The sequence below is a fragment of the Labrenzia sp. CP4 genome (assembly GCF_001579905.1).
Lineage (GTDB): Bacteria > Pseudomonadota > Alphaproteobacteria > Rhizobiales > Stappiaceae > Roseibium > Roseibium algicola.
The window spans coordinates 4374130-4393350 of sequence record NZ_CP011927.1; the positions used below are offsets into that span (position 1 = coordinate 4374130).

The 19221-nt window shown below is 59.0% G+C and carries 19 protein-coding genes; 14 read left to right on the plus strand and 5 right to left on the minus strand.

The genetic code is table 11. The features are described 5' to 3' along the window. Positions 1-15: 15 nt before the first annotated feature. Genes minC through minE form a run of 3 tightly spaced genes read left to right on the plus strand, consistent with a single transcriptional unit; the run spans position 16 to position 1987 of the window. Complete coding sequence (gene minC / locus ACP90_RS20105; RefSeq protein WP_062489623.1) at positions 16-852, plus strand: septum site-determining protein MinC; 837 nt, start codon at positions 16-18, stop codon at positions 850-852. A gap of 56 nt (positions 853-908) precedes the next feature. Then, positions 909-1730 (plus strand): septum site-determining protein MinD, encoded by an 822-nt coding sequence (minD, locus tag ACP90_RS20110; protein ID WP_006939389.1) that lies wholly within the window; start codon positions 909-911, stop codon positions 1728-1730. Then, the gene (gene minE / locus ACP90_RS20115) at positions 1727-1987 is read left to right on the plus strand and encodes a cell division topological specificity factor MinE (protein ID WP_023000012.1); all 261 of its coding nucleotides are present in this window, start codon (positions 1727-1729) and stop codon (positions 1985-1987) included. Before minD ends, minE begins: the two co-directional genes overlap by 4 nt. A gap of 35 nt (positions 1988-2022) precedes the next feature. Here minE and ACP90_RS20120 read toward each other — a convergent pair whose 3' ends face one another. Together ACP90_RS20120 and ACP90_RS20125 are read right to left on the minus strand one after the other, a co-directional pair. Further along, complete coding sequence (locus ACP90_RS20120; RefSeq protein ID WP_062489625.1) at positions 2023-3492, minus strand: diguanylate cyclase; 1470 nt, start codon at positions 3490-3492, stop codon at positions 2023-2025. Between the two features lie 451 nt (positions 3493-3943). Further along, positions 3944-5545, minus strand: coding sequence for a peptide chain release factor 3 (locus ACP90_RS20125; RefSeq protein ID WP_062491811.1), 1602 nt, complete (start codon positions 5543-5545; stop codon positions 3944-3946). A 178-nt stretch (positions 5546-5723) separates the two neighbouring features. On the opposite strand from ACP90_RS20125, the gene ACP90_RS20130 reads away from it, so the two are divergent. Then, positions 5724-6278, plus strand: coding sequence for a DUF2585 domain-containing protein (locus tag ACP90_RS20130; protein ID WP_055658489.1), 555 nt, complete (start codon positions 5724-5726; stop codon positions 6276-6278). Between the two features lie 74 nt (positions 6279-6352). Here ACP90_RS20130 and ACP90_RS20135 read toward each other — a convergent pair whose 3' ends face one another. Then, complete coding sequence (locus ACP90_RS20135) at positions 6353-7027, minus strand: GntR family transcriptional regulator (RefSeq protein ID WP_055658487.1); 675 nt, start codon at positions 7025-7027, stop codon at positions 6353-6355. Continuing rightward, positions 7020-8078, minus strand: a complete 1059-nt coding sequence (locus tag ACP90_RS20140; RefSeq protein WP_023000007.1) for a Gfo/Idh/MocA family oxidoreductase — start codon at positions 8076-8078, stop codon at positions 7020-7022. The genes ACP90_RS20135 and ACP90_RS20140 overlap by 8 nt, the downstream gene beginning before the upstream one ends. A 191-nt stretch (positions 8079-8269) precedes the next feature. Here ACP90_RS20140 and ACP90_RS20145 point away from each other — a divergent pair, with 191 nt between their 5' ends. From ACP90_RS20145 to ACP90_RS20180, 8 genes are all read left to right on the plus strand, one after another. Further along, complete coding sequence (locus ACP90_RS20145; protein WP_023000006.1) at positions 8270-9283, plus strand: TRAP transporter substrate-binding protein; 1014 nt, start codon at positions 8270-8272, stop codon at positions 9281-9283. A 176-nt stretch (positions 9284-9459) separates the two neighbouring features. After that, positions 9460-9990: a TRAP transporter small permease gene (locus ACP90_RS20150; RefSeq protein ID WP_062489626.1), complete on the plus strand. Its 531-nt coding sequence runs from the start codon at positions 9460-9462 to the stop codon at positions 9988-9990. Then, positions 9987-11270 (plus strand): TRAP transporter large permease, encoded by a 1284-nt coding sequence (locus ACP90_RS20155; protein WP_023000004.1) that lies wholly within the window; start codon positions 9987-9989, stop codon positions 11268-11270. Before ACP90_RS20150 ends, ACP90_RS20155 begins: the two co-directional genes overlap by 4 nt. A gap of 10 nt (positions 11271-11280) precedes the next feature. Next, positions 11281-11571, plus strand: a complete 291-nt coding sequence (locus ACP90_RS20160; protein WP_062489628.1) for a putative quinol monooxygenase — start codon at positions 11281-11283, stop codon at positions 11569-11571. Next, the gene (locus ACP90_RS20165; protein ID WP_062489630.1) at positions 11568-12365 is read left to right on the plus strand and encodes an N-acyl homoserine lactonase family protein; all 798 of its coding nucleotides are present in this window, start codon (positions 11568-11570) and stop codon (positions 12363-12365) included. Before ACP90_RS20160 ends, ACP90_RS20165 begins: the two co-directional genes overlap by 4 nt. Then, positions 12362-13594 carry a 3-oxo-tetronate kinase gene (gene otnK, locus ACP90_RS20170; RefSeq protein ID WP_062489632.1) on the plus strand — a complete coding sequence of 411 codons (1233 nt, stop codon included), beginning with the start codon at positions 12362-12364 and terminating at the stop codon, positions 13592-13594. The genes ACP90_RS20165 and otnK overlap by 4 nt, the downstream gene beginning before the upstream one ends. Next, on the plus strand, positions 13591-14238 hold the full coding sequence (gene otnC, locus ACP90_RS20175; RefSeq protein ID WP_062489634.1) for a 3-oxo-tetronate 4-phosphate decarboxylase: 648 nt from the start codon (positions 13591-13593) through the stop codon (positions 14236-14238). Before otnK ends, otnC begins: the two co-directional genes overlap by 4 nt. A gap of 11 nt (positions 14239-14249) precedes the next feature. Beyond that, a complete protein-coding gene (locus ACP90_RS20180) occupies positions 14250-15365 on the plus strand; it encodes an isocitrate/isopropylmalate family dehydrogenase (RefSeq protein WP_062489636.1) in 1116 nt (371 codons plus the stop codon). A 28-nt stretch (positions 15366-15393) separates the two neighbouring features. Here ACP90_RS20180 and ACP90_RS20185 read toward each other — a convergent pair whose 3' ends face one another. After that, on the minus strand, positions 15394-16428 hold the full coding sequence (locus ACP90_RS20185) for a LacI family DNA-binding transcriptional regulator (protein WP_062489638.1): 1035 nt from the start codon (positions 16426-16428) through the stop codon (positions 15394-15396). A 202-nt stretch (positions 16429-16630) separates the two neighbouring features. Here ACP90_RS20185 and ACP90_RS20190 point away from each other — a divergent pair, with 202 nt between their 5' ends. Together ACP90_RS20190 and ACP90_RS20195 are read left to right on the plus strand one after the other, a co-directional pair. Next, positions 16631-18154 carry a sugar ABC transporter ATP-binding protein gene (locus ACP90_RS20190; protein WP_055658470.1) on the plus strand — a complete coding sequence of 508 codons (1524 nt, stop codon included), beginning with the start codon at positions 16631-16633 and terminating at the stop codon, positions 18152-18154. A 2-nt stretch (positions 18155-18156) separates the two neighbouring features. Then, on the plus strand, positions 18157-19173 hold the full coding sequence (locus ACP90_RS20195; protein WP_022999996.1) for an ABC transporter permease: 1017 nt from the start codon (positions 18157-18159) through the stop codon (positions 19171-19173). Positions 19174-19221 lie beyond the last annotated feature (48 nt).

Sequence of the window (19221 nt, forward strand, 5' to 3'; positions counted from 1 at the left end):
CCGCCGGACTCTTTGATGAAGTTCAAGGGAAAATCCTTCATTGCCATCGTTCTGAGCCCGGAACCGCCCTTCGCGGACTGGTTCCGTGAAATCGACCGGATCATCGAACGCTCGCCGGGATTTTTCATCGACAGGCCGATCATTCTGGACGTTCGGGGAACCAAGATTCCGATTGAAGAGCTGGAACAGCTTCTTGCCGAACTTTCCGAACGCTCGATCCGAGTGATGGGAATTGACGGTGTCGCCGGAACACGCCTGAAAGCCGGCATGCCGCCGAGCTTTTCCGGTGGCCGTCTGGCGTCCGACGTGGATGTCCCGCCCCCTGCAAACGCTTCGGCCGTGGCTGGAAACGGTTCTGAAACCGAAAAGCCGGACGCCAAGGACGCAGATGGCTCGACCAGGAACACAACTGCAAAGTCCAAGAAGACAGCCGCTGAGCCCAAAGCCAAGGAGAGCAAGGCAAACGGTGACAGCGATGTCGAACCGGAAGCGTGGGAGACCTCGCCGGCCAGCATCGCAAGCGGATCTTCCATCGTGATTACCGAACCGGTGCGCTCGGGCCAGAGCATCCTGCATCCGGAAGGCGACGTCACTGTCATCGGCTCCGTGAGTTCCGGCGCCGAAATAATCGCCGGTGGCTCGATACACGTTTACGGCGCCCTGCGCGGACGTGCATTGGCCGGTGTCGCAGGGAAAGACAGCGCCCGTATCTTCTGTTCCAAGCTGGATGCGGAGCTGGTTTCCATCAACGGGCTCTACAAGGTCGCGGACGATTTCGATGGCGCCCTGCGCAACGCACCTGCGCAGATCCGCTTCGAAAACGAGACCCTCGTCTTTGAAGAGCTGAACTAACCACAGGGCCGGCTGCAGAAGGCCGCCGGACTGACAACAAAAACAGGACGAACACCATGAGCAACGCTACTGTCGTTGTGGTCACGTCAGGCAAGGGCGGCGTGGGCAAAACCACCACCACCGCAGCTATCGCCTCGGCGCTTGCCAAAGAAGGCTACCAGGTCTGCGCCATCGACTTCGACGTCGGGTTGCGCAACCTCGACCTGATCATGGGTGCGGAACGGCGGGTCGTGTTCGACCTCGTCAACGTGGTGCGCGGCGAAGCTTCGATCAAACAGGCGCTGGTGCGCGACAAGAAGCTGAACAACCTCTACCTGCTGCCGGCCTCCCAGACCCGGGACAAGGACGCATTGACCGAAGAGGGCGTTGCCAGCGTCATCAGCGAATTGCGGATGTATTTCGACTGGGTGATCTGCGACAGCCCCGCGGGCATCGAACGCGGTGCGACGCTGGCCATGCGCCATGCGGATGAGGCCATCATCGTGTCCAACCCGGAAGTGTCGTCCGTACGCGACTGCGATCGGATCATCGGCCTGCTCGACGCGAAGACCAAGATTGCCGAAGACGGCGGCCGGATGCCTAAGCACCTGATGATCACCCGTTACGACACCGAGCGTGCCAAGACCGGTGACATGCTGGCAACCGACGATGTCGTCGACATTCTCTCCGTGCCGCTCATCGGCGTCGTGCCGGAAAGCAAGGACGTGCTGAAAGCGTCGAACGTCGGTCTGCCGATCACGCTGTCGGACGAAAATTCGCCTGCCGCAAAGGCCTATACCGAGGCCGTGCGCCGTCTGCTGGGTGAAAATATCCCGGTCACAATCCCTGAGGAAAAGAAGGGCCTGTTCGGCAAGTTCTTCAAGGGGAGGGCCGCATGAACATCCTGAGCCTCTTTGGCAAAAGAGGTGAAAGTGCCTCTGTTGCCAAGAACCGGCTGCAAATTCTGCTGGCGCACGAACGGGCCGACGACGGCTCCGACGCGGTCCTGATCTCAAGTCTGCGGGAAGACATCCTTGCCGTCGTGGCAAAGCGCGTTGCGATCGACCCGGACTCCGTCCGTCTCGAAATGGACAGGACCGGTGACGTCACCACGCTCGGCATCGATATCGAATTGCCGCCAGCGAAAGCCTCCTGACGTTCAAGACCGGCCTTCTGGCCGGTCTTTTCCTATCAGCCCGGCTGAGCTGCCGACTGAATGGGGACATGCCGGAAATCCAGCAGGTCGGAAGAATAGACCGCAACCTGTGCCCTGCCCCGCCGTTTCGCCGAATAAAGTGCAACATCCGCCTGGCGAAGCAGTTCCGAAGGCTTGTGCGAAAAAGCGACGCCGACACTGGCTCCGAAGGTATAGGTAGCACCGTCCAGGTTCACCGGCCGGCTGAGTTGTTCCACGATCGCCCGGCTTGCCGAAAGCACCCGCTCGCGCCGTGCCCTGCCGAACACAATGACGAACTCATCCCCGCCCAGCCGGACAACCGTGTCGTCCGCATTGACAAGGCCGGTCAAAGCTTCCGCGACATGCAAAAGCACCAGGTCCCCTGTTTCATGGCCGTAGGTGTCGTTTATTTCCTTGAACCGATCAAGGTCGACATAGAGCAGCGCGTGACCGTCTGCCAACGGCTTGACGTCTTGCAGGAGCGCCAGCTTTTCATCCAGCAATCGCCTGTTGCCCAGCCCCGTCAGAGGGTCGCTCCTGGCCTGATTGGCCAGTAGTTCCTTGACCTTGTCCGCCTGGTGTTTGGCTTCCGCAAGCGCCCGGACCGTATCTGTTGCACGGTGGAAGAACATGCGCGCGGACAAGTACATGCCGAGATAGACCGCCAACACCCCAAGGGCCAGAAGAGGCAACATCCGAAATCCGGCCAGTTCCGGGTTCCAAACGAAAAACCCGAGGTGCCGCCTGTCCACGGTCTCAATGTCGTATCCAGCCTGCCAGAAGGCCGGGGGTATTTGCGCCAACCCAAGACCGGGCAAGTGATATTTCTCCGCCATATCCGCCAGGACTGAGGCATTGATAGGCCGTGCGAAGACCAGCACATGATCGGTACTGGTGTCGCTGTCCTCTGTGTAGGACGTCAGCAAAACAGCGCTGGCGAGGTAAAGCGTCTCAAGGTTCCCAACCAGACCTGTTGCCGGAACCGGCGCCTCATCCTGCGGCGTATTTCGGGCATCGGCAATCAGAACGCTCATCGAAGGCCCATAGCGAACCCGCAAGTCCGTATTGGCGACCTTGCCTTCCACCACATGAACCTTGGGCTGGTTGTTGCCATCCAGCAGGTGGATCCCGTCGATCTGCAGTTCTTCCTGCATGTAGTCGACAAAGGTTTCCCGTATCCAGGTCATATCAAAGGATTCGACAAGGTTTTCGACCGCGTCGTTCCAATAGCCGTACTCAAGCGTGATGTCCGCCAGATGATCGGAGCGATCGCCAAGCATGGCCGTGAAAATATGTTCTGAAGATCGGATGGAATTGCGGTCAAGGGTCCAGGAAAGGAACGACACAAACGCCATCAGGCTCACCGCGCTGATGATCACGGTTATCCAGAACGGCTTGGACAGACGGCGGATTTCTACCGCTTGCGCTTCGCCCTTGGCCTTTTGAAGCGGCGGCGAACCATGCCCGACAGGCTCGTATCGCACTTGCTTATTCGCTCTCTTAGCTGCATTCCAGCTGGAATACCTATATTCCGGCAGCTGCAAGTATCCTAGAGAAGCCTTTCAGCTCTATCAACACAAGAAATATTATTTAAAATCAATACTTAGCCAAATATTTCACAAATACTCGACCTGAAAGACAATAACCGTTAAAAATTACAATAAATTATCCTCAAAACAACTTTCATGAATCCGCATTAGTCACGAGCCAACTTCTGAAACTCGAAATCGTTTCTTGTGAAAAACCCAAGCGAGATAACATAGCCCCCCGTGGACAGCGCACGGTTCGTGGGGCGCGGCGAAGAGCCTGATAAAGGTTGAGGCCAGCCAGGTGGTCCGGCTCCCATGCTCATTCCTCTCAGCCCCTGAGGTAACCCCATATCAAAGATACTGGGGCGCTCAGTGAACGGAGAAAGGCTGGAGCCGAGTTTTCCGGTTACGCCTCGTAGACGATCTCGCGGGTTTCGCGGAATTTCACGTCCGGGAATTTTTCGGTTACGTGACCGATCTCCCAGGCGTTCTTGAACAGGAACACCGGCTTGTCGTCACGGTCATTGGCGATCGACATGCGGTGGCCTTCCAGCATCTTCTGCAGGGTCTGGCTGTCTGTTTCGATCCAGCGGGCGGTGGTGTAAGGCACTGCTTCGAAGCCGATTTCAGTGCCATACTCCGCCTTCAGCCGATCCACCACGACATCAAGCTGCAGTGCGCCGACCACGCCGACGATCCAGTTGGAGCCGAGATCCGGTTTGAAGATCTGAACAAGGCCTTCTTCGGCCAGGTCCTGAAGGCCCTGACGCATCTGTTTGACGCGCATAGTGTCGGACAGGCGTACGCGGCGCAGGATTTCCGGTGCGAAGGCCGGCAGGCCGGTGACGTGGATGTTCTCGCCTTCGGTCAGGGTGTCGCCAACACGCAACTGGCCATGGTTGGGAACACCGATGACGTCGCCCGGATAGGCAAGGTCGGCGATTTCCCGTTCCTCGGCAAAGAAGAAGATCGGTGCGGAGACGGCAATCTGCTTGTCGGCGCGAACGTGCTTCAGCTTCATGCCGCGCTTGAAGGTGCCGGAGCACAGGCGCACGAAGGCAATGCGGTCGCGGTGCTTGGGGTCCATGTTTGCCTGCACTTTGAAGACGAAGCCGGTGACCTTGTCTTCCTGCGGCATGATTGTGCGCCCGCCTGTCGCCGGCTGCGAATGCGGCGGCGGGGCGAAGTCGGCGATAAAATCGAGCACTTCCTCGATGCCGTAGTCACGCAGCGCCGAGCCGAAGAAAACCGGCGTCAGGTGCCCTTCCAGGAAGCTTTCCTTGTCGAATTCGGCGTAGCCTTCGGCGCCCAGTTCGACGTTCTCGGTCAATTCATCCATGATCCGGTCGAACACGGTGCCGGTCAGGACCTCGTCATCAAGACCGGAAACGTCCTTGGTCTGGGTAAAGGCACCACCGCGCTCGCCGTCGGACGTGTGGAATTTCTTCTGCTGCCAGTCATAGACACCGAAGAAGTCCGAGCCCATCCCGACGGGCCATGTCTGCGGAGAGACGTCGAGAGCCAGTGCCTCCTGTACCTCGTCCAGAATCTCCAGCGCATGCCGGCCTTCACGATCGATCTTGTTGACGAAGGTGATGATCGGGATGTCGCGCAGGCGGCAGACTTCGAACAGCTTGCGTGTCTGGGTTTCGATACCCTTTGCAGCGTCGATCACCATGATGGCCGCATCGACGGCGGTCAGCGTGCGATAGGTATCTTCGGAGAAGTCCTCGTGACCAGGCGTGTCGAGCAGATTGTAGACGATGCCCTTGCGCTCGAAGGTCATGACGGAGGACGAGACGGAAATGCCGCGTTCCTGCTCGATCTTCATCCAGTCGGACCTTGCACGGCGGCGTTCGCCGCGGGCGCGCACTTGGCCCGCCGCCCGGATCGCGCCGCCTGAAAGCAGCAGCTTTTCGGTCAGGGTCGTCTTACCGGCATCCGGGTGTGAAATGATCGCGAAGGTGCGCCGGGACTGATAAGGCGCCGTGCCGTTTAGGCCAGTCATGAAGATCTCCTGATCCCAAATCCGGCGGGGCCGCGCAAACACGCCGGGAAAACCGGGGCGCAACCTTCCACTCAGAGCCGGACGGATTGATGTTTCGTTGGCGGAAGGTCATAGAGAGAATTCTTGAAGATTTCCAGTAGAGAATCGCCGATTTGCCCCGACAGTCCGAGGAGACCCCATGAGCCGAAGCAAATGTCTGATCGTCGGCCTGGTGATGATTGCCGCCACAGCGGCCATTCTCCTGGCCATGGGGCGGATCCCGATCTGTGATTGCGGCTATGTCCTGTTGTGGACACCGGCCAGCGATGTCGCCGGTTCCTCGCAACATATCGCCGACTGGTACACGCCCTCGCATATCATCCACGGCTTCCTGTTCTATCTGTTCCTGTGGCTGGTTTTCAGACGCAGTTCCGTCGGTGAGCGCGCGCTCGGAGCGATCTTCATCGAAGCAGCCTGGGAAATTGTCGAGAACAGCCCGTGGATCATCGACCGGTACCGCGAAGCGACCATTGCCGTTGGTTACACCGGCGACAGCGTCCTGAATTCCGTCTTCGATATTCTTTGGATGCTCGCCGGCTTCTTCTTTGCCTGGCGCATGCCGGTCTGGGTCACGATCCTGGTCGGGATTGCTTTCGAACTGCTTGCGCTCTGGGTGATAAAGGACAATCTGACGCTGAACGTTCTGATGCTGGTCTACCCGGTGGAGGCGATCAAGGTCTGGCAAGGCGGGTAGGCACTGCCACCTGCTGCCACCCCCCCTACGCCGTTATCGTTGAACCTGACGAGAGAAATACATCCGAGTGAAGCTCAGAGCTGAAACAGCTTGTGCTTTTTCAGGAGCTCGATCAGCACCTCGCGGGCATCCTGGCGATGAAGATGGTGGCGCTGGCGTGCCGCCTGGGCGTCGCCCTTGCGGATCGCGTCGAAGACCGCCCGGTGGTCTTCGTTGGACTTGACCGGCAGCGGGCGAATGTAAAGCGTCATGGCGCGTGCCCGGCGCACCTGATTGGACATCATCGAGACGATGGACTGGACACGCGAGTTGCCACCGAGGCGGACAAGCTCCGTGTGGAAGGCATCATCGGCTATCGCCCAGGCTTCCCGGTCCTCACGCTCCAATGCATCTTCCATGGCCTCGATCGCCTGCTTGAGATCCGCAAGATCCGTTTCCGAATAGCCTTTTTCAGCGGCTTCTTCGGCAGCAAGACTCTCCAGTTCGGTCAGGATGGCGTAGATTTCCTCCATGTCCTTCAACGACAAGGTGGCGATGCGAACACCCTTGCGTGGTCGCACCTCCAGAAGGCCTTGCTGGGCCAGCATCAAGGTTGCCTCGCGCACCGGTGTGCGGGACATGCCAAGCCGGTCAGCAAGTTCGCTTTCGAGATGATCGGAGCCGGCCGCCAGTTCACCGTCGAAAATGAGCTGGCGGATCTGTTCCATGGCCTGGGTGGTGATGGTCTTTTGTTTCGGAGCCTCAAGCACAGTCAAACTCCCGGATTTTCTGCCCCTTGCGGTCCGACTCATAGATGGCCTGTTCGATTGCAATCACCTTCAGGTAGCTCCGCGCCTCGTTTTCCAGCGGCTTTCCATCCAGGAGACCGTCTACAACATGGCTTATCAGATTCTTGACGCAATCGCCGCCAAAGCCAGGCCAATCCTGTGCCGCCAGCAGAAGAGTTTCGTCCTTGTCGCCGAAATGACGCAAGCGCACCGAGCCGTCGCCTTTCAATGTCAGAGTTCCCCGAGTGCCCTCCAAGAGAGCTTCACCAAGTGTGGTTCTGCAATTTTCGGCGGCGTGGTCCAGAAGCCTGTTGCCGTCGAAGAGCGCTCTCACCCCGTTTGAATAGTCGAAAATGAAATAGCCGGCGTCCTCTCCCTTGATGGCCGGGTTGAGCCTGCGAAGATCCGCATAGACCGCCTCGGGCTCGCCGATCAGGTAGCGAAACGTATCGATCCAGTGAACGCCGGTCTCATGGATCAGCAACCTGGGCATTTCCTGAAAATACGGCTGCCGGTCCAGATAGGCCTTCGGCCCCTGCCCGTCCCCTGTGCGCAGCCGGAAAGTTACCTGAAGCAAATCGCCAAGCAGTTGCCGTTCCAGAGCCTGTCGGATTGTCCGGTACCAGGGCTGGAAGCGGAAGTTTTCATGGATGACGATGATTACGCCGGCTTCTTCTGCCAGCTTCGTTGCCTTCCGGGCTTCCTCGAGCGAGGTACAGAACGGTTTCTGACAGATGATCGTCTTCACCCCCTTCCTGATTGCAAGCTCGATGGCGCTGAAATGCGTCGGCGGTGGCGTGATGATGTCCAGCAGATCGGGTTTCGCCATCTTCAGCATGCACTCCAGATCACTGAAGGCAGTCAGTCCAGTGGCCTTCGCCTTCGCGGGATCCTGATCACAGGAACCGACCAGCCGAACCCGTTCGACCCTGCGCCAGGCATCGTAGTGAAACTGGGCAAAGTAGCCCGCTCCAAGACAGGCAACGCGTAACGTGTCCGAGACGCCCAGGTCTTTTGCAGAGCCGTCGTTCATCTTTTTTCGTCCTCCCGCACACTCCTGAAATCGGCAGAAGACCCGAAGGCTTTCCCTGTTTCGAAGCGGCAATTCCATCATTGGATTTTTGATAGTCGACATTAGCGTCGTTGACAAGGGATTGGTTAGCGTATACGCAATCGAATGTGTAAATTGATACGGCCTTGGAGCGGCCGTGGGAGGAGATTGAAATGCTTGACAAGAAATCCTTGAGCCGCCTGCTGATGAGCGCGGCAATTCTCACAATGGGCATGAGCGGCGCGCAGGCTGTCGAAACCTTGCGATTCAGCCATACGGACAACCCTGGCGGATCCCGTCAGCAGGCTGCAGAACTGTTTGCGGAGAAGGTCGCGGAATATACGGACGGCCGTTACGAAGTTCAGATCTTCCCGTCCGGATCGCTCGCAAACGATCCGAAAGCCATTGAACTGCTGCAGCTTGGCGGCATCGACTTCACGGTCTCGGCCACGGGCAGCTACGCCACGCACATGCCGACGCTGAACCTCACTGCCATGCCCTTCCTCGTCGACACCTACGAGCAGGGTTGGGAACTCTATGACAATTCCGAATGGCTGCAGGGAGAATTCGCCAAGCTGCCGGAAAAGGGTTTCCGGGTACTGTCGACTTGGGAAGCCGGGTTCCGCAGCTTCACCACCAACGAACCGCTGAATTCGCCAGAAGACGCCAAGTCCATGAAAATGCGCGTCTTCCCGAACGACATGATCCGCTGGTCGATGGAAGCCATCGGTTTCCAGACGGTCGTGATGCCGATTACCGACGTCTACATTTCCATTCAGCAGGGCATCGTCAACGGCCAGGAGAACCCGGTCGACACCATCAAGTCACTGCGGTTCTATGAAGTTGCGCCCTACATCACGCTGACACGCCACGTCTACAGCCCTCTGCCCCTGACGGTCGCCGAAAAGACCTGGCAGTCCTTTTCCGACGAAGACAAGGAAGCCGTGATGAAAGCTGCAGCCGATTCCGCAGCCTTCAGCCGAAACCTCGTCAAGAGTTCGGTCGAAAGCCAACTCACGGAAATGCAGGAATCCGGCGCCACGGTCAGCGTTCCCGATATCGCGCCGTTCCGCGAGGCTGTGCAGTCGGTCTACGCAAAGGCCAAGGATGTCTACGGCGAGGAAGCCGTCGACCAGATCCTGTCAGATGCGGCAGCGATCCGCGAAAAACTCCCGGCCCAGAACTGATCAGGCAACGAGATCAACGCACGGGTGATCGAGCCGGTTGCCCGTTGAACAGTTGATCGTTTCTTGTGGGTCGGAGCGCCAAACGGCGTTCGAAAGAACGCAGGGTGCTCCGGGGCTCAACAGCCGGAACCGCACGTCACGCGGCGGTTCCGGCCCTTTTCAAGAAGAGACGACCCTTGGATTACCGAGATCACTATCCGGCTGCGCTTCGCTGGCTCAGTCACCTGGTCGATATATGCCTGGCGCTCGGCGGCTTTTCGATCGTCACCCTGGTGTTCTGCAACGCCTGGCTTCGCGGCTTCGCCGGCTTCGACCTCGCATGGTCGCTGGAAGTGACCAGCTTCCTGCTGCTCTGGAGCACCTTCATCGGCTGTGCGGCAGCGGTTGCCCGGGGCGCGCACATGCGCGTTACCGAAGTTGTCGAGAAACTGGTGCCGCTGACGGGTCAACGTGTCTTGTCGATCGCAATCGACGTGATCATTGTCGTCCTGCTGCTCAGCCTGATCTACACCGGTGTCAATATCTCGATCCATACCTGGGCACAAAAGACAACGGTTCTCTACTGGCCTGTCGGTCTGCTCTACGCGTCCATGCCAGCCGGCATGACACTGACCCTGATCTTCCATCTCTTCAACATGGTCTACGACCTCAAAAATCCTGTCGTTCCTCATGCAGCGCACTCAGATGGCGGCGAGGCCCTCTCATGATCCTGATCTTCGTTGTTGCGGTCTTCCTGACCTCCGTTTTCATCGGCATTCCGCTGGTCTGGGCAATTCTGATCACCGCTGTCCTGCCGATCATTGTCTTTGATCTCGGTTACCCCTTGCAGGCGCTGTTCCTGAATTTTATCGGCGGGGTGGAGCCGAACCACTTCCTTGCGATCCCGCTCTTCATCGTCGCCGGGGAAATGATGAGCCGCGGCGGTGTCGGCCTGCGCATCATCGGCTTTGCAAGGGCAGCCTTCGGCTTCATGGCAGGCGGGCTCGGCATGGTCGTCGTCGGCGCATCCATGATTTTCGGCGGCATTTCGGGTTCGGCCATTGCCGACAGCGCAGCCATCGGTTCGGTCATGATCAAGAACATGTCCCGCGAGGGCTACAACACCGCCTTCGCCGCCGGTCTGGTGGCGGCAGCCGGGACGATCGGCATCATCATCCCACCATCCATTCCGATGCTGATCTACGGCTTTGTCGGCAACGTTTCGGTTGCCGATCTCTTTCTCGGTGGCATGGTTCCCGGCATTCTGTTCGGCGCCCTGTTCATGGCGGTTTGCTATTATGTCGGCAAGACCACCAAGTGCGACCCCGGTGGGCGCACCACGACCTTCAAGGAATTGACCAGTTCCTTCATCGGTACCGCCCCTGCCCTGTTCATGCCGATCGTGATCCTCGGCGGCATTTTCACCGGCTGGGTAACCCCTACGGAAGCCGCGGCCCTTGCCGTCGTCTACGGCCTGTTCGTGACAACTGTTGTCTACCGGGACTTCAAACTCCGCGATCTGCCGCGTCTTCTTATCGACAGCTTCGTCACCAGCGCGGTGGTGATGGTCGTGATCGGTGCAACGACAGTCCTTGGCTGGCTGATCACGCTTGAACAGATGCCCCAGATCCTGGTCGGTTTCGTGCAGGCGTTTTCAACCGGACCCTGGATGTTCCTGTTGCTGGTCAATGTCGTGCTTCTGGTCCTCGGTCTCGTTCTCGATCCGGTTCCTGCAATCCTGCTGACGGCACCGCTGTTCCTGCCGACCGCGCAAGCCTTCGGCGTCGACCCGGTCCATCTGGGTGTGATCATGACCTGCAATGTGGCCGTCGGCCTGTTCACACCTCCGGTTGGTGCAACACTTTATGTTGCCTCGCGGATATCCGGCGTCGGTGTTTTGTCGATCGCCCGCAACATGGCACCGCTCTACATAGCCGCAATCGCCGCCCTGCTCGCCGTGACTTACATACCCTTCCTTTCGATGGGTATGGTGAACCTGTTCCGCTGAGGAGAAGAACATGTATGCCGTAACGGTGGTGTTTCAGATCAAGGCCGAGGCGGTGAAGGATTTTCTGCCGCTCATGATCGCAAACGCCGAAGCGTCCCTGAAGGACGAACCCGGATGCAGGCAATTCGACGTCTGCACCGCCCCTGATCGCCCCGGCGATGTGTTTCTCTATGAACTTTATGACGACGCCGACGCCTTTCAGGCGCATCTGCAAACCCCTCACTTCAAGTCGTTCGATGCAAAGGTTGCCGGGATGATCGCGCAGAAAACGGTCCGAACCTACGCGAAGGTGGCCTCATGAGCCCCTGGCAGGTTTTCGCGGTCAAATATGCCGACAGGAATGCGCGCACGCGCAAGGACAGTTTTCTGTTCGACGACAACCACGACCAGCCACACGAGATGGATTACTTCATCTGGGTGCTGCGGCGGCAGGACGAGATCATCCTGGTCGACACAGGTTACGACGGCGAGGAAGGCGCGCGGCGCGGCCGTCCTGTCCGGCTCAATCCGGTAGAGGCCCTGGCCCCTCTCGGCATTGAACCTGAGGCCGTGACGACCATCATCGTCACCCATCTGCATTATGACCACGCGGGCGGCTTGAAGCATTTTCCCAATGCCACCATCCATCTGCAGGCAGCGGAAATGGCTTTCGCCACAGGTCCCTGCATGTGCCAGGGCGCGATGAAGGCTCCCTACACCGCGGACCATGTCTGTGAAGCTGTGCAAAGGCTCTACTCTGGCCGGGTAATCTTTCATGAAGGAGATGGCGAAGTCCGGGAAGGACTTACAGTTCATCGCATTGGCGGGCACAGCAAGGGGTTGCAGGCGGTTCGTGTACTGACAGAAGCTGGCTGGATGTGCCTGGCTTCCGACGCAGCGCACTACTACGAGAATTTCCTGGAAGCCAAACCGTTCCCGATCGTGGTCGACATGCAGGACATGCTGGATGGTTTTGGAACCATTCAGCACCTTGCCAGCTCGATAGACCTTGTTGTGCCGGGACATGATCCCCTGGTGCGAACGCTCTTTCCGCAACACGGCCCGGACCACATCTTCCGTCTCGACCGTGGTCCGCTCAAGGGGATCCGCTCATGAAGCTGGGCGTGATCGCGGATGATTTTACCGGAGCCTCCGACATTGCATTGATGCTGTCGGAAGGCGGCATGACGGCGGCTCAATATGTCGGTGTACCCGATGTTCCGGCACTAGCGTCGGTGGACGCCGGCATCATCAGTCTGAAGTCCCGAACGATCCCAGCTGCAGAGGCAGTTGCCCAGTCCCTGCGAGCCTGCGACTGGCTGACCGATCAGGGATGCAAGCAGATTGTCTTCAAGATCTGTTCGACGTTCGATTCGACCGACGAAGGCAATATCGGCCCGGTGGCGGAAGCCCTTGCCGACAGGCTTGGCGAGACATGTGTGATCGTCTGCCCGGCCTTTCCGGAAAACGGACGAACCGTCTACCAGGGACATCTCTTCGTCGCAGACAGGCTTTTGAGCGAAAGCGGCATGCGCCACCATCCGTTGACGCCGATGGGCGACCCGGACATCCGGCGCGTGCTGGCTCGTCAGACGTCCTGGGCAGTCGGTCATGTCTCCCTCGATCACGTGGCAGATGGTCCGGCCGCAATCAACCTCGCCTGCCCTGCCGACGGCAAGTCGATGGTGATTGTGGATGCAATCCGCAACGATAATCTTGCCACCATTGGGCGGGCAATCGCGGCACGAAAGCTTCTTGTCGGGGGCTCGGGCTTGGCACTCGGCTTGCCCAAGAACTTTGGCCACGCGCCTGCGGCAGCGAACTGGACCGGACATTCGGGCAAAGCCGTGGTTCTGTCCGGTTCATGTTCAGTGGCAACTCGCGCCCAGGTGGCGAGCTACAAGGCCATTGCGCCCTCGCGTGAACTGACTGTCGACGACATCATGGCGAAGGCACTGTCGGTGCAGGAAATCGCTGGCTGGGTACTTCGCCAGGACGCTTCGCCCCTGCTTTATTCCTCCGCCGACCCGGAGGTGGTGGGTGCTGCCCAACAAAAATACGGCAGGGAAAAAAGTGCGGCAGCGATTGAGCAGTTTTTTTCCGATCTGGCGGCGTCACTGTTCAGCGCCGGCGTCAGCCGAATGGTGGTCGCTGGCGGCGAAACGTCAGGGGCCGTTGTTTCCGGTCTCGGGGCAAACACACTGGATATCGGTCCGAAGATCGCGCCGGGTGTTCCCGCGCTCAAGGTGAGCGGTCAGCCGCTGGCGCTGGCGCTGAAATCCGGCAACTTCGGTGGACCGAACTTCTTCTCCGAGGCGCTCAGCGTTCTGGAGACAAGCCGATGAGCGAAAGCGCAACCACCCGCGAACAGATTTGCCTGATGGCAAAATCGCTGTTCGACCGTGGTTTGACACATGGATCGACCGGCAATCTCTCCGTTCGTCTGTCGGATGGCACATTGCTCGTTACCCCGACCGGCTCCTCCATGGGGTTTCTGGACCCGGCCCGGATCAGCCATCTTTCTGTTCAGGGCGAACTGCTTTCGGGTGACAGGCCGACGAAGGAAATCCCGCTTCACACGGCCTTTTACGAGACCCGCCATTCGGCAGGTGCGGTCGTGCATCTTCATTCGTGCCACTCGGTTGCGCTTTCCCTGTTGCCGGAGATCGATCCGGACAACGTTCTGCCACCCCTGACGGCCTACGGGATCATGCAGCTCGGCAAGGTGAAGCTTCTGCCGTTTTTCGTGCCGGGAGATCCGGCAATGGGAGACGCGGTCCGAGGACTTGCGGGCCGTCGCTCTGCCGTTCTGCTGGCCAACCACGGCCCCGTTGTTGCCGGCCGGGATCTGGCCGCCGCCGTCCATGCCATGGAAGAGCTGGAAGCAACAGCCAGGCTTGCCCTTCTGCTTCGCGGCACTGCCGCAACGGCGCTCAATCCGGACCAGATCGGCCGGATCGTCGAGCGCTACGACGTTGATTGGATTTGAGGAACAGTCCCATGAAAATTGCCCTGATAAAAGGTGACGGTATTGGCGTCGATGTGGCGGAAGCAGCCATTGCCGTGCTGGAAACAGCCTTGAAGCACACGGGAGAACCCGCGCCCCGCTATGACGAGATCCAGGCAGGGGCGGGTTACTTCAAGGAGACTGGCCTCGACATCGAAGACGGCGGAGAGGAACGCGCGGGGCTTGCCGATGCAATTTTCCTTGGAGCCATCGGCCTTCCCTCGATCCGGCATGCAAACGGCACGGAGATCTCGCCGCATTTGCGCCTGCGCGATCGCTTTGGGCTTTATGCGGGTGTTCGCCCGGTCAAAGCCTATCCCAACGCACCGCAAAGGCTCGCCGATCCGCGCGCTGCCGGTATCGATCTCGTTATCCTGCGGGAATCTACCGAAGGGCTGTTCTACTCTGCAGCAGCACACAAGCGCAGCCTCGTAGTCAATGATGACGAAGTGCAGGACGTTTTGCGCATCACGCGCAAAACCACCACCAAGCTGCATCGCTTTGCATTCAACCTTGCCCGCAAACGGCGCGAGCGCGGCCATCCGGGCAGGCTCACCTGTGTCGACAAGGCGAATGTGTTCACCTCTCTGGCCTTCTTCCGCCAGATCTTCGACGAAGTGAAATCGGAATTTGCCGACGTGCCTGTCGGCTACAATTACGTCGACGCACAAGCGCTCGACCTGGTGCGCAAGCCCTGGGAGTTCGACGTTCTGGTGATGGAAAACATGTTCGGCGACATTCTTTCGGACCTTGCCGGTGGCCTGGTGGGTGGCATGGGCATGGCCGCCTGTGGGGAGATCGGCGACACCACCGGATTGTTTCAGCCTGCCCACGGCAGCGCCCCCGACATCATGGGAGAAGACAAGGCCAACCCGCTGGCCGCGATCTTGAGTGCTGCGCTGATGCTGGACTATCTCGCCGAGAAGTTGGACAAGCCCTCCCTTGCAGATGCCGCAGACCTGATCAACGGCGCAGTCGACACCGGCTTTCAGGAAAATGTGTTGCGACCGATGGAATTCGGCGGTGACATGGGAACCAGGGCGGTCACGAACCAGCTGCTTACGCTTGTCGGATCATCGACTGCGATCAGAAGGTCTGCCAGCGCCTAGTGCGCACTGGCATCAAGCCGACAGTACGTCACTTCAGCTTGCGGGAAATGCCACCACAGCTCTCGCGCACGATGAGATCCCCGTGGAGCAGATGAGTGCGCGTTTCCAGGGACCGGTTCGCAAGGCGATCAAGCAGGATTGTCATGGCCTTTTCGCCGATATGTTGCCGGGGTTGGCGGATTGTCGTCAATCCGGGCGTGAAATTGTTGGCAAAGGGAATGTCGTCGAAACCAAGCACGGAGAAATCTTCCGGGACGCGGTAGCCACGCAGTTGAAGTGCCGAGATGACCCCTATGGCGGTGTTGTCGTTGAAACAGAAGAATGCGGTCGGCAGGTCGTCCTTGATGAACAGCCGTTCGACGGCGGCACGCCCGCTCTCGCTGGAGCCGTCGCCCTCCACGCGCCAGTCGCGTAGTGCCTCGGGTGATTCTCTCAACCCTTGCAGATATCCGGAATGGCGAAGATCGCTGCGGATGTCGGCGGGCCCGCCGGAAATATAGGTGATCCGCCGGTGCCCCAGGGAGATCAGATATTCGGTCGCCACCTTGGAGGCCGCGACATCATCCACGCCGACGTAGCTGATTTCGGGATTCGAGACCGGACGCTCGGTCGCAACGATCGGCGGCAGGTTGGTGAGCGGTGTTTGTGGCTGCCCGGCAACCGGAATATGTCCTGTCAGCAAGACAAGCCCGTCGGCCATGCCCGTCGACAGGAAACGCAGGTAGTTCTGCTCCAGTCCGCTGGTACCTTCGGTGTTGCCGATGAGGACACCATAACCACGGTCGTTTGCCGCTTTTTCCAGCCCTGTCAGAATGCCGGCAAAGTTTGGATCAGCAATGGAAGACGCCAGCACCAGCACCATCTGCGAGCGCTGCATGCGCAGGTTCTGCGCCATGGCGTTGGCGGTGTAGCCGGTCCGGGCAATGGCGGCCGTAACCTTCTTGCGCGTGCTCTCGGCAACCTTCTCCGGCGAGCGCAAGGCCCTGCTGACGGTCGCGATGGATACGCCCGCCAGTTTCGCAACGTCTTCAATGGTCGCCGGCCGCTCGCCCGGTTCGCTCATTTTCTATTTCCAGACATGCTGCGGTGCGGCCCCGTGGTAAGTCCATGAATCGCAACGCCATCTACGCTGTATAGAACGCATTGCACATAATGAAAAGGTTTACAGAGACCAATGTAAAGGTTTACACGATCCATGAAAACGTTTACATCAAACGCACGGCGCCATTGAGGAAGAGGACTTTGGCGCCTTGGGAGGAACAAAAATGAGCGTGGACACCACTGCTCCGGCAGCGGTCATCGAGGCCGTGAACATCAGCAAATCCTTTGGGCCGGTTCCCGTGCTGTTCAGTGTCAGCATGGACGTCCGCCCTGGCGAGGTTCACGCCCTGATCGGCGAGAACGGCGCCGGCAAGTCGACGCTGATGAAAATCCTCTCCGGTTTTCATGATCCGACCTCCGGCCAGATCCGTCTCGACGGCAAGCAGACCGACCTGCCCGCGAACGGCGGCGCAGAGAAACTCGGCGTCGTGCTGATCCACCAGGAGCTCAACCTCGCCGAACAGATGACGGTAGAGGAAAACGTGTTCCTCGGCCGCGAGATCAAATCCAACGGCTTTCTGGACAAGGCGGCCATGCAGGCAACCGTCCGGAAGTATCTGGACGAGATCGGCCTCGACATTTCCCCGACCGACCGCATTTCCGACCTTACCATCGCCCAGAAGCAGATGGTCGAGATCGTCAAGGCTGTCAGCCGGAACGCCCGCATCCTGATCATGGACGAACCAACCGCCGTTCTGACCGAAGAGGAAACCCAGGTTTTCTTCCGCCAGGTGGAAAAGCTGAAAGAAAGCGGCGTCGGCATCGTGTTCGTTTCGCACAAGCTCAACGAGGTCAAGGAGATTGCCGACCGCGTCACCATCCTGCGTGACGGTCAGTGGATCGACACGCGTGCCTCCAGCGATCTGACGCCGGACATGATGGCCCAGATGATGGTTGGCCGGGAGCTTTCCGACCTCTACCCGCCCATGCATGAGGCAGACGTCGATGCAGAGCTCGTTCTGGAAGTCCAGAACCTGCGTGCGCCGTCCGTCGACAACGTCAGCTTCAGCCTGCGCAAGGGCGAGATATTGGGCTTTTCGGGTCTGATCGGCTCCGGCAGGACCGCAGTCTTCGAGACGATTTGCGGCCTTGCTCCGTTTGAAGCAGGAACCATCAGGCTTTTTGGACGCGACACCGGCCCCATGACCGTCGCGCAGGCACGGGACCTTGGTTTGGCCTATCTCACCAAGGACCGGAAAGAAAAAGGACTGCTTCTCGACAAGAAGATGCGGCCAAACCTGACACTGTTCGCCCTGCCGAAATTCGTCCGCAATTTCGGTCTCGACAGCAAAGCGGAAGAAGACGCGCTCAACCGTGCCATCCGCCGCTTCGATGTTCGGGCCCGCGACAAGGAAATCACAGTCGGCAAGCTGTCGGGCGGCAACCAGCAGAAGCTGCTGCTCGCCAAGATCATGGAATGCGATCCGAAGATCGTCATCATCGATGAACCGACCCGCGGTATCGATGTCGGCACGAAACAACAGATCTACCACTTCATCGCAGCCCTTGCCGCCGAAGGGGTTTCGGTCGTGGTCATCTCTTCGGAAATGCCTGAAATCATCGGTATTTGCCATCGGGTAGTGGTGATGCGCGAAGGCCATATCACCGGCGTTCTGACCGGCGATCACATCAACGAAAACGAAATCATGCGCTACGCCGCCGGGCTGAAACGGGAGGAACTCCATTGACCATGATGACCGCGTCTGACGATACAGCGGCCAAGCCGGCCAAGAGGTCTTCCATAGACTTCAAGACGATTGGCCCCGCAGTTGCCCTTCTGATCCTTTGCATCATCGGCTTTCTGCTTAACCCTGCCTTCGTCAGCGAAGGCAATCTGACCAACCTTCTGACCCGCTCTGCCTTCATCGGCATCATTGCTGTCGGGGCGACCTTCGTCATCACCGCCGGAGGCATCGATCTGTCTGTGGGGTCCATGGCGGCAGCCATTTCCGGTGTCATGATCATCATCATGAACAACGCCGTCGAAACCATGGGCAGCGGCGTTCCGACAGTTCTGCTCGGCTGCGGCCTTGCCATCGTGCTGGGCATCGGGGCCGGCTGGGTGAACGGTGCCCTGACCACCAAGGGCAAGATCGAAGCCTTCATCGTGACGCTCGGCACCATGGGCATCTATCGCTCGCTGGTGACCTACTTTGCCGATGGCGGCACCCTGTCGCTCAACTTCGATATTCGCGGAACCTACCGGCCTGTCTATTACGACACGTTTCTGGGCCTGCCCTTCCCTGTCTGGGTGTTCATCGCGGTTGCCATCTGCGGCTGGCTGCTGCTGAACCGCACAGCGTTCGGCCGCTATTGCACGGCCATCGGTTCGAACGAAGCTGTCGCCAGATACTCGGCGATCAACGTGGACCGTGTGAAGACGCTTACCTATGTCATCCAGGGCCTGTGCGTTTCCTTTGCCACCATCATTTACGTGCCCCGCCTCGGCTCGGCGTCCGCGTCCACCGGCGTGTTGTGGGAACTTGAGGCGATCGCCGCGGTCATCATCGGCGGTACGGTGCTGAAGGGTGGGTATGGCCGGATCGGTGGCACCATCCTTGGTGCGCTCATTCTCACCACCATCGGCAACATTTTGAACTTCACCGATGTGATCTCGAATTACCTGAATGGAACCATGCAGGGCCTGATCATCATCGTCGCAGTGTTTCTTCAGCGCAGTGACTGGAAGCTCCGCAAGAGCAAGTAAGCCCCTGACCTGATTTCAACCGAACCGGGACCCGTCCCCAATTCAAAT

Excerpts from the sequence above, each read along its gene's own strand:
- ACP90_RS20155 (WP_023000004.1), top strand. The coding sequence starts at position 9,987 with ATGATCCTGATCTTCGTTGTTGCGGTCTTCCTGACCTCCGTTTTCATC.
- ACP90_RS20185 (WP_062489638.1), bottom strand. The coding sequence starts at position 16,428 with ATGAGCGAACCGGGCGAGCGGCCGGCGACCATTGAAGACGTTGCGAAA.
- ACP90_RS20130 (WP_055658489.1), top strand. The coding sequence starts at position 5,724 with ATGAGCCGAAGCAAATGTCTGATCGTCGGCCTGGTGATGATTGCCGCC.
- ACP90_RS20145 (WP_023000006.1), top strand. The coding sequence starts at position 8,270 with ATGCTTGACAAGAAATCCTTGAGCCGCCTGCTGATGAGCGCGGCAATT.
- otnK (WP_062489632.1), top strand. The coding sequence starts at position 12,362 with ATGAAGCTGGGCGTGATCGCGGATGATTTTACCGGAGCCTCCGACATT.
- ACP90_RS20125 (WP_062491811.1), bottom strand. The coding sequence starts at position 5,545 with ATGACTGGCCTAAACGGCACGGCGCCTTATCAGTCCCGGCGCACCTTC.
- ACP90_RS20160 (WP_062489628.1), top strand. The coding sequence starts at position 11,281 with ATGTATGCCGTAACGGTGGTGTTTCAGATCAAGGCCGAGGCGGTGAAG.
- minD (WP_006939389.1), top strand. The coding sequence starts at position 909 with ATGAGCAACGCTACTGTCGTTGTGGTCACGTCAGGCAAGGGCGGCGTG.
- ACP90_RS20140 (WP_023000007.1), bottom strand. The coding sequence starts at position 8,078 with ATGAACGACGGCTCTGCAAAAGACCTGGGCGTCTCGGACACGTTACGC.
- minE (WP_023000012.1), top strand. The coding sequence starts at position 1,727 with ATGAACATCCTGAGCCTCTTTGGCAAAAGAGGTGAAAGTGCCTCTGTT.
- otnC (WP_062489634.1), top strand. The coding sequence starts at position 13,591 with ATGAGCGAAAGCGCAACCACCCGCGAACAGATTTGCCTGATGGCAAAA.
- ACP90_RS20190 (WP_055658470.1), top strand. The coding sequence starts at position 16,631 with ATGAGCGTGGACACCACTGCTCCGGCAGCGGTCATCGAGGCCGTGAAC.
- ACP90_RS20165 (WP_062489630.1), top strand. The coding sequence starts at position 11,568 with ATGAGCCCCTGGCAGGTTTTCGCGGTCAAATATGCCGACAGGAATGCG.
- ACP90_RS20180 (WP_062489636.1), top strand. The coding sequence starts at position 14,250 with ATGAAAATTGCCCTGATAAAAGGTGACGGTATTGGCGTCGATGTGGCG.
- minC (WP_062489623.1), top strand. The coding sequence starts at position 16 with ATGAAGTTCAAGGGAAAATCCTTCATTGCCATCGTTCTGAGCCCGGAA.
- ACP90_RS20195 (WP_022999996.1), top strand. The coding sequence starts at position 18,157 with ATGATGACCGCGTCTGACGATACAGCGGCCAAGCCGGCCAAGAGGTCT.